Origin of the sequence: Corynebacterium sp. CCUG 70398 (genome assembly GCF_024454055.1) — a bacterium.
In the GTDB taxonomy this organism is placed as follows: Bacteria; Actinomycetota; Actinomycetes; order Mycobacteriales; family Mycobacteriaceae; genus Corynebacterium; species Corynebacterium genitalium.
Window position 1 is genome coordinate 43,212 of record NZ_JAGPYZ010000010.1, and the last position, 8,171, is coordinate 51,382.

Here is an 8,171-nt window from a genome sequence, read left to right on the forward strand (position 1 = left end):
CCAAGGAGCTACGACGAGCAGTGAGCAGGCTTGAGCACCTCACATCCCCGGCCGAACTGAAGGGCATGTCGGCGGACGAGCTCGAACGTCTCGCGCGGGAAATCCGCGAGTTTCTCATCCAGAAGGTCTCCGCCACCGGCGGCCACCTCGGACCGAACTTGGGCGTCGTCGAGCTGACGGTCGCCCTGCACGCCGTCTTTGACTCGCCGAGCGACCCTATCATCTTCGACACGTCCCACCAGTCCTACGTGCACAAGATCCTCACGGGGCGTTCCGGGCAGTTCGACACACTGCGCAAAAAGGATGGATTGTCCGGGTACACCAGCCGCAGCGAGTCCGATCACGACTGGACCGAGTCCTCCCACGCTTCCGCGGCGCTGTCCTACGCGGACGGGTTGTCAAAGGCGAAGGTGCTTCAGGGCCACGCCGACAGCAATGTTGTCGCAGTGGTGGGTGATGGCGCCCTGACTGGCGGAATGTGCTGGGAAGCGCTGAATAACATCGCTGAAGGGGAGCGCAACGTCACCATCGTGGTGAACGACAACGGCCGGTCCTACTCACCGACCATCGGCGGGTTCGCCCGTAACCTGGACAATCTCCGTTCCCAGATCGCCTCCATCCGGATTCAGCCTGGTTACGACGAAGTGATGGAGCAGGGAAAGCGCACCCTGAAGTCCATGGGCTGGGTCGGCGAGCGCGCATTCGGCGCTATGAAGATGGTCAAAGACGGCATCAAGCACCAGGTGGTGCCGACGCAGATGTTCCAAGATTTGGGTCTGAAATACGTCGGCCCGATCGAAGGACACGACATTCCGTCGCTCTTGAGTGCTTTTACCTATGCGCACCAATACGACGGACCGCTGATTATTCACGTTGCAACTGAGAAGGGCCACGGTTTCGCCCCGGCGGTCAACGATATTGCCGACCAGATGCACTCCACGGGCGTCATTGACCCCGTCACTGGCGAGGCGCTGGGCGAAGCGCGTCCGGGGTGGACGTCGGTCTTCTCCGAGGAGCTGCTCCGCGCCGGGCACGAGCGCGAAGACATCGTGGCACTCACCGCAGCGATGGCGGGCCCAACGGGGTTGACACCGTTCGCGGAGAAGTTCCCCTCGCGGTTCTTCGATGTGGGCATCGCTGAGCAACACGCTGTGACGTCGGCAGCGGGCATGGCTCTCGGCGGGTTGCACCCGGTGGTGGCGGTCTACTCGACGTTCCTCAACCGCGCTTTTGACCAGTTGCTCATGGACGTAGCCCTGATCAATCAGCCGGTGACGTTCGTGCTCGACCGAGCAGGCGTGACCGGCAGCGACGGCGCGAGCCACAACGGTGTCTGGGACATGGCCTTGACCTCCATTGTTCCGGGTATTCGTGTCGCCGCCCCGCGCGATGCTGACCGTTTGCGCGAAGAGTTCCAAGAAGCCATCGCTGTGGAGACCGGCCCGACCGTCGTCCGCTTCCCGAAGGGCGACGTGGGGGACCCGGTCACGGAACTTCGCCGCACGGACGGTGGGAGCGACATTCTCGTCGAGCCCGCTGGAGACGCCGACGAGGACATCCCCGAGGTGCTTCTCGTCGCAATCGGTGAGTTCAGCAGGAACGCAGTTCAGGTTGCACGCGAGCTGAATGACGACGGCGCCCGCATCACCGTCGTTGACCCCCGGTGGATCATTCCGATCAACCCTGAGCTGATCGACATGGCAGCCGAAGCGGACCTGGTGGTCGTGTACGAAGACGGTGTTGTTCGCGGAGGCATCGGCTCGGCACTGTCTGAGGCGCTGTCCGCTGCCGAAGTGGACACCCCGCTACGACGCCTGGCCTTCCCCGATATCTTCCCGCCGCACGCGTCGCGCTCCGAGTTGCTTGCCGAGGTTGGACTCGACGCCGATTCCGCCCGCGAATCCATCCGCGAGTGGATTGAAGGGCTGGCCTAAACTTCTTCGCTTGGCCTGTTCGCGGCGAACAGATCCGCTGTGTTTGCGACCTGCCATGGACGTGCCCCCTGCTCGGCCAGAAGGCCGGCGACAGCGTGTGTGTCCCATGAGACCGTGCCCTGGGAAAGTGCCCAGGCGGTTTCCCGGAGAACTGCCGGGGTTAGCAGCACTTCGGCAGGCAGGTCCATGTCATCAGCGGCCTCTGCGATGGCGGAACGCATCGTTTGCAGGTAGTCCCACGACTCCGGGTGGTGGCGCTGCCAGGCAGACTTCCCGGGTGTGCCCTCATTGTTGCGCGGTTTGTCCGGCCACGTGGCGGGATCAGATTGATATACCCCGCGCAGGACCCGGAACCACTTGTGGCTCGCGCCTGCGCGGCGGGCAGGAAAGCCCTTCATGGCGGCAAGATCGGCGGGGGAGCGCGGCTGTTCTTTCGCTATCGCGATGATCAGTTTGGACGGCAGGATGTGGGAGGGGGAGACGTCGCGTCGTAAAGCATCGGCGTTGCGCTGCTCCCACACTGCGCGAGCGATGGCACGGGAGAGGGCAGAGGGAAGGTTGTTCACGCCTTTGAGCCCTTCCCATGTCAGCGTGGGGGCAGTCCACTCCGCGAACGTGTCCACGATGTGCGCGAACTCTTGCTCCGCATAGTCCAGCTTGCCCAGCCCACTCAGCAACTCCGCCTGAGCCTCTGCCAGATCGGGCAGGTAAATCACGTCGAGGGCGGCGTAGTCCAGCCACTCCCGCGGAAGGGTTGGAAGCGACCAGTCTTCGCGGCCGTGGCCCTTCTCCAGCTCGACTCCGCAGAACTCGGCGACCATGGCGGCGAGGTTCGGTTTCTCGAAGCCGGCGATGCGGCCAGCGAGAGCAGTGTCGAAGAGTGTTCCGGGATGCAGGCCGAGCTCAGCGAGGCTCGGCAGGTCCTCAGGGGCGGCGTGAATGATCCAGTCTTCGCCGTTCACAGCAGGCGCGAGGGTCGACATGAGGTCTTCGCGTAGGCCCTCTGGTTGGAAGAGGAACGTTCCTGAGCCGCGGCGGTGAATCTGGATGACAAAGGCGCGGTCGTCGTAGCGGTACGCAGACGCTCGCTCCGTATCCACGGCGAAAGGTCCGCGCCCTGCGGCGAGCTGTTTCGCAGCGCGCGCGAACCCGTCGGGGGTGTGAACGAGTTCGTAGTGCATCCCCCACAGCTTAGACGGTCACCTTCGGTCGAGCCCCGCCACGCCCTCCGGCGGGAGACCGGCGACATGGGCGAGCACCTTAGAGAAAGCCTCAACATGGTGGGAGAGATCGGTGGTGTCAGCCGTCCACGAGGCGCGCATCTCGATCTGGTAGGCGCGCGGAGGGCCCCCGATGTCGCCGAAGCGCACCGATGACGTGGACGTCACCGTGCCGCCCAGATCCGTATACCCGGCGTGTGTCTCAGCCAGGGATTCACCGAGCCACTGCCATGCGACGTCGGGAAGCAGCGGATCGGACGCAACGGCATCGTCCATATCCGCCTGGATGTAGGCGACAAGACGCATGGAGCCTTCCCATTGCTCCTCCCCGGACGGCGAGTACAGCAGGATGAGACGGCCGAAGGCATCACCTTGGGCGTCGGTCGGGATCGGACCGTCATCGTCGTTGCCCCGAACTTCCAGGCCCACTGCGTGGCTGAACGGGGCCGGGCGCTGCGGGGGACGGATGGTGCCCAGGCTGATCTCGGGGCGCAGCTGGGCGCGGTGCATCGATTCGACAGCTTCCGTGAATTCCGCTGGGATCTGGGTGGTTTCGGCGCTCTCGGATGATGTTGCGGCGGAGAGCTTAGGGTGGTCCGAATGTGTCACGGGTTCCAAGCTATCCAGCCTGTCGCTGATTACGTGGAGGCGCGCCGCTGCGAGGGGGTAGGGTGAAAGATAATACTTTGGTTTGATTGTTTCAGGAGGTCTTCGCTATGGCGGAACTAGATATTGAAAAGCTCAACAACACCCAGCGATACGCTCAGTGGGCGACCTTCCGGGTGATTCCGGGCGCACTCGGTGCCGACCGCAGCGAGATCATCGCAGAAGCGCAGCGTTTCTTCTCTGGCCTTGAGGACGAAGGCAAAGTTGTCGTCCGCGGGATCTACGACATTTCCGGCATCCGGGCTGAGGCTGATGTGATGATCTGGTGGCACGCCGAGAACTTCGATGAGATCCAGGAGGCCTACAACGCGTTCCGCCGCACCACGGTGCTGGGCCAGGCGCTCGAAGTGTTCTGGATCGGTGTCGGTCTCCACCGCCCGGCGGAGTTCAACCGCGGCCACCTGCCGGCATTTATCATGGGCGAGGAGCCGCAGGACTGGATCACTGTTTACCCGTTCACCCGCTCCTACGACTGGTACATCATGGATCCGGCTAAACGCCGCGATCTGCTCATCGAGCACGGCCAGGCCGCCGCGGACTACAAAGATGTGCGCGCCAACACGATGTCGGCGTTCTCACTCGGCGACTATGAGTGGATGCTGGCGTTTGAGGCGCCCTCGCTGGAACGCATCTCCGACTTGATGCACAAGATGCGCTACACCGAAGCGCGCCTGCACGTGCGTGAAGAGCTGCCGTTCTTCTCCGGCCGCCGCGTCAACGACGTCGCGGAGATCATTGAAGCGCTGCCTTAACGCTTGTCCGCGGCGCCTTCCTCCAGCGTCAGCGAAATCGAGTTGATGCAGTACCGCAGATCGGTGGGGGTGGGGTAGCCCTCACCGGCGAAGACATGGCCCAGGTGCGAGTTGCAGGTGGCGCAGAGCACCTCTGTGCGCACCATGCCATGCGAGCGGTCTTCGCGCTCAATCACTGCGTCGCCGGCCAGTGGGGTGAAGAAGGACGGCCAGCCGCAGTGGGAGGAGAACTTCTCGGTGGAGCGGAACAGCTCCGCTCCACAGGCGCGGCAACGGTACACACCCTCAGTGGTGGTGTCGGTGTACTCACCGACCCCGGGAGGTTCAGTTCCGGCCTCGCGCAGAACGTAGTACTCCTCAGGGCTGAGCTTCTCGCGCCACTGCTCCTCGGTCCAGTCGCGGTAGTTCGTCGGCTTGTCCATGGTCATGTTTCGGCTCCCTCCGAATCAGTGCTTCTGACACTACCCAGGCCGCGACGGCGACGATGAAGATCATCCATCCTGCGGTGGGCAAGAACGTGTTCGCCCAACGGCCTGCCAAGTAGGTGCCATCGGTCACCCACGTCAGCGGTGAGAGGCACAGGAATATTCCCACCCATGCCGCGGGAGTGTGGAAGACGCTGTGGCGGCCCAGAACAGTGAATACAGCGGGGAAGACCATCATGGAGTAGTACGCCTGGCCCAGCGATGACAGCAGGCACACCCCCGTAATCAGTACGGCGGCGGAAGTGGCCGCCCACATGAACTCGTCGGAGTAGCGGTAGCGGGCAACTCCCAGCACGGCCACAGCGACGGCGGCGGCGATGAGCACGAACAGCAGCCCGTGCAGCCACCCCGGCATATCGAAGTACACGGCGGCACCGGCCAGCGAAGAGTTCGCGTAATCGCGCGTGATGCCCAGGTAGGGAACGACGATGTCGACGTAATCGCGTGCTCCTGGCGTCAGCGGCCACGCCACAAGGTTGAATAGAACCGGCACCGCCACGGCGGACGCGGCTGCTCGCCATTCGAGACGCATCAGCGGCAGCACAATCAAGGGGGCGAACATCGGCTTGACCAGGATGCACAGGCCTAGGACGATGCCGGCTGCCCACGAGCTTCCCCTGCTCCCGTGCAGTAGCAGCGCCAGGAAGGCAGTCAAACCGAACAAGAGAACGCCGTTGATGTTGGTGAACATCAGGGTGTTGGTGACGGCTTCCGTCGCAAAGCATGCGGCAATGGCGCCAGGGAACACAGGGTGGGCCAGACCGCGGCCAACTAGACGGGTCAACCATGCCAGTGCGCCAATGATGCACGCGGCGTTGAACAGGATGAACAGTGGCCGCACAACAGACATGTCCGGGAACACACCCAGCGGCGACAACAGCAACGTTGCGCCAGGGTTGTACAGATAGTGCGGGTCCACGTGGTGGTAGGTCTCGCTGTAGACCGGCACGCGCTCAACGAAGCGGCGTGCAGCGGACCAGACCGTGGTGAAATCATCCGTCGCGGTGCCCGGCAGCGCCAGCACGACAATGCGATGAATGACCAGAAGGATTGCCAGCGGCCACAGTGCCCCGTTTGTCACCTGTTGCCAGCGCAGCGCACGCTCAGGGGGCTGGGCGGTCCACAGCTGGGTCAACTGGCTCAGGCGGGTAGTCACCCCCTCAACCTACACGCGGCGATAGCGCGCGAAGAGGAACGACCCGTCCGTTTGCACCTGCTCCAACTCGAGATTCACGGTGAAATCGCCCTGCAAACCGGCGGGTTCGCCGTTGGTGCGGGGGTCGATGGTGAGATGGAGGACGTCGATAAGCGAATGCGCGAACATGTCCGCATACAGCGAGGGGCCGCCTTCACAAATGATTCGCCCGTACCCCAGCTCCCGCAGCTTATCGACGATCTCACCCGCACCCCCTTGCCCCGTAGACACCAAAGAGCAACCCGCGTTTGTAAGCGCCTGGCGGCGGTCGGCGAGCGCGGCGTCTGTCAGCGACACCTCTGGCGTGAGAATGAGCGGGGGAGCCCCGCCGAACAGTTTCGCGGAGGTGTCGAAGTCGAGTGAGCGCGACACCACCGCCATCGGAGTGTCCGATGGGCCGTAACCCTCCGCTTTGACCGTGCCGGAGCCGACCAGGATGACATCCGCCCACTCACGTAGGGCGGCCAGGACCTGTGAGTCCGTGTCGTTGCCCAGCTCCCCGGAGGTGCCACCAGCCGTGAACGAGCCGAAAACCGTGGTGACCGCGACAGCGCGGATTTCTTCGCGGGCGCTTGTCGGGCCGATGATCGTGTCGAGCATGAGGCCGATCGTAGTGGGGTGGGCGCTGGGGGCAGCTGATCGTCTATGCCGATGTCTTGGCGCGCTTTTGTTGTTACATCCATAAATAATGGCTTATTTTCGTGCCGTTTGAAACCGGTCCGTGAACGCCCAGGTCAGATGTTTCGAAAGTGACTCCAGTTAGTTGACGTGTGGACGGCACGAAAACGCGCCCGTTTTCGCGCGCAAGCCCTTCCCGCGGTGCCTCCAGACGCGACGAAACCCCGGCGACTATTGCCGCCGGGGTAGTGGAGCGGATGACGAGACTCGAACTCGCGACCCTCACCTTGGCAAGGTGATGCGCTACCAACTGCGCTACATCCGCAAAGGGGTCAGACCCTTCGTGCGCGATACTGGGATTGAACCAGTGACCTCTTCCGTGTCAGGGAAGCGCTCTCCCGCTGAGCTAAACGCGCGCAATATTCACATGAATATGGAGGTGGAAACGGGAATCGAACCCGTGTACAAGGTTTTGCAGACCTTTGCCTCACCACTCGGCCATTCCACCGTGGGCGATTTCCGCCTCTTTCACAGTACCAATTGCTGCCAACTGGGACTTGGAGCGGATGACGAGACTCGAACTCGCGACCCTCACCTTGGCAAGGTGATGCGCTACCAACTGCGCTACATCCGCAAAAGGGTCAGAGACCCTTCGTGCGCGATACTGGGATTGAACCAGTGACCTCTTCCGTGTCAGGGAAGCGCTCTCCCGCTGAGCTAATCGCGCTAACGATAAGCCCCCGTGAGGGGACTTGGAGCGGATGACGAGACTCGAACTCGCGACCCTCACCTTGGCAAGGTGATGCGCTACCAACTGCGCTACATCCGCACTCACTGTGCCCATATGAACTGTGTTGAACTCTGTTCATCTGAACTAGTGCGACTCAAAACTTTAATGTGTCGTCGTGGCCTAAGCCAAATCGCCACCATGTTACTTACATTTGCGGTGGTCACTGTCGCGCGCATGCTTATCGACGGCTTCACCCCACCCTTGAAGGTCCCGCGATTATGGTCTTTTGGCAACCTGGTGTTAATGTATCTCTCGCGCTAAGCACAGCATCGCTTGATCGCTTGCGAGGTCCTATGGCTCAGTGGAAGAGCGTTCCGTTCACACCGGAAAGGTCGCTGGTTCGATCCCAGCTAGGACCACAGTATAGCCCCAGTTCTGGTCTGAACTGGGGTTTCTTTGTGCCGCGACTGCCGCTTTCGCGGGTTAAGTAGCAGAAGAGGATGCGGACGTTTTTTGGACAGTTTCAATCTCACGCTACATTGACTTTTCGGTATTCGGCAATGCTCAAACC

General features: G+C 62.3%; 7 protein-coding genes and 7 tRNA genes. 3 read left to right on the forward strand and 11 right to left on the reverse strand.

What is annotated here, in order from left to right; all coding sequences use genetic code 11:
* The first annotated feature begins 20 nt into the window (after positions 1 to 20).
* Positions 21 to 1,934: a 1-deoxy-D-xylulose-5-phosphate synthase gene (gene dxs, locus KBX07_RS10200; protein ID WP_256024024.1), complete on the forward strand. Its 1,914-nt coding sequence runs from the start codon at positions 21 to 23 to the stop codon at positions 1,932 to 1,934.
* Here dxs and KBX07_RS10205 read toward each other — a convergent pair.
* Positions 1,931 to 3,115: an HRDC domain-containing protein gene (locus KBX07_RS10205; protein ID WP_256024025.1), complete on the reverse strand. Its 1,185-nt coding sequence runs from the start codon at positions 3,113 to 3,115 to the stop codon at positions 1,931 to 1,933. The two genes, dxs and KBX07_RS10205, sit on opposite strands and share 4 nt — an antisense overlap.
* Before the next feature lie 18 nt (positions 3,116 to 3,133).
* Positions 3,134 to 3,763 carry a DUF3000 domain-containing protein gene (locus KBX07_RS10210; RefSeq protein ID WP_256002636.1) on the reverse strand — a complete coding sequence of 210 codons (630 nt, stop codon included), beginning with the start codon at positions 3,761 to 3,763 and terminating at the stop codon, positions 3,134 to 3,136.
* Between the two features lie 107 nt (positions 3,764 to 3,870).
* Here KBX07_RS10210 and hemQ point away from each other — a divergent pair, with 107 nt between their 5' ends.
* Entirely contained in the window at positions 3,871 to 4,572 is a 702-nt protein-coding gene (hemQ, locus tag KBX07_RS10215; RefSeq protein WP_040423663.1) for a hydrogen peroxide-dependent heme synthase, read from the forward strand.
* Here hemQ and msrB read toward each other — a convergent pair.
* From msrB to KBX07_RS10260, 9 genes are all read right to left on the reverse strand, one after another.
* The gene (gene msrB / locus KBX07_RS10220; protein ID WP_005289884.1) at positions 4,569 to 4,994 is read right to left on the reverse strand and encodes a peptide-methionine (R)-S-oxide reductase MsrB; all 426 of its coding nucleotides are present in this window, start codon (positions 4,992 to 4,994) and stop codon (positions 4,569 to 4,571) included. The genes hemQ and msrB overlap by 4 nt on opposite strands.
* Positions 4,930 to 6,213 (reverse strand): glycosyltransferase family 87 protein, encoded by a 1,284-nt coding sequence (locus tag KBX07_RS10225; protein WP_256024027.1) that lies wholly within the window; start codon positions 6,211 to 6,213, stop codon positions 4,930 to 4,932. The genes msrB and KBX07_RS10225 overlap by 65 nt, the downstream gene beginning before the upstream one ends.
* Before the next feature lie 9 nt (positions 6,214 to 6,222).
* Positions 6,223 to 6,852: a dihydrofolate reductase family protein gene (locus tag KBX07_RS10230; protein WP_256024028.1), complete on the reverse strand. Its 630-nt coding sequence runs from the start codon at positions 6,850 to 6,852 to the stop codon at positions 6,223 to 6,225.
* A 267-nt stretch (positions 6,853 to 7,119) separates the two neighbouring features.
* Positions 7,120 to 7,195 (reverse strand) — tRNA-Gly (locus KBX07_RS10235).
* A gap of 19 nt (positions 7,196 to 7,214) precedes the next feature.
* Positions 7,215 to 7,286: transfer RNA gene (locus KBX07_RS10240), tRNA-Val, on the reverse strand.
* A gap of 18 nt (positions 7,287 to 7,304) precedes the next feature.
* Positions 7,305 to 7,378: transfer RNA gene (locus KBX07_RS10245), tRNA-Cys, on the reverse strand.
* Between the two features lie 50 nt (positions 7,379 to 7,428).
* A tRNA-Gly gene (locus tag KBX07_RS10250) sits at positions 7,429 to 7,504 on the reverse strand.
* Between the two features lie 21 nt (positions 7,505 to 7,525).
* A tRNA-Val gene (locus KBX07_RS10255) sits at positions 7,526 to 7,597 on the reverse strand.
* A gap of 26 nt (positions 7,598 to 7,623) precedes the next feature.
* A tRNA-Gly gene (locus tag KBX07_RS10260) sits at positions 7,624 to 7,699 on the reverse strand.
* Positions 7,700 to 7,947: 248 nt separating this feature from the next.
* Between KBX07_RS10260 and KBX07_RS10265 the strand changes: the two genes are divergently transcribed.
* Positions 7,948 to 8,019 (forward strand) — tRNA-Val (locus KBX07_RS10265).
* Positions 8,020 to 8,171 lie beyond the last annotated feature (152 nt).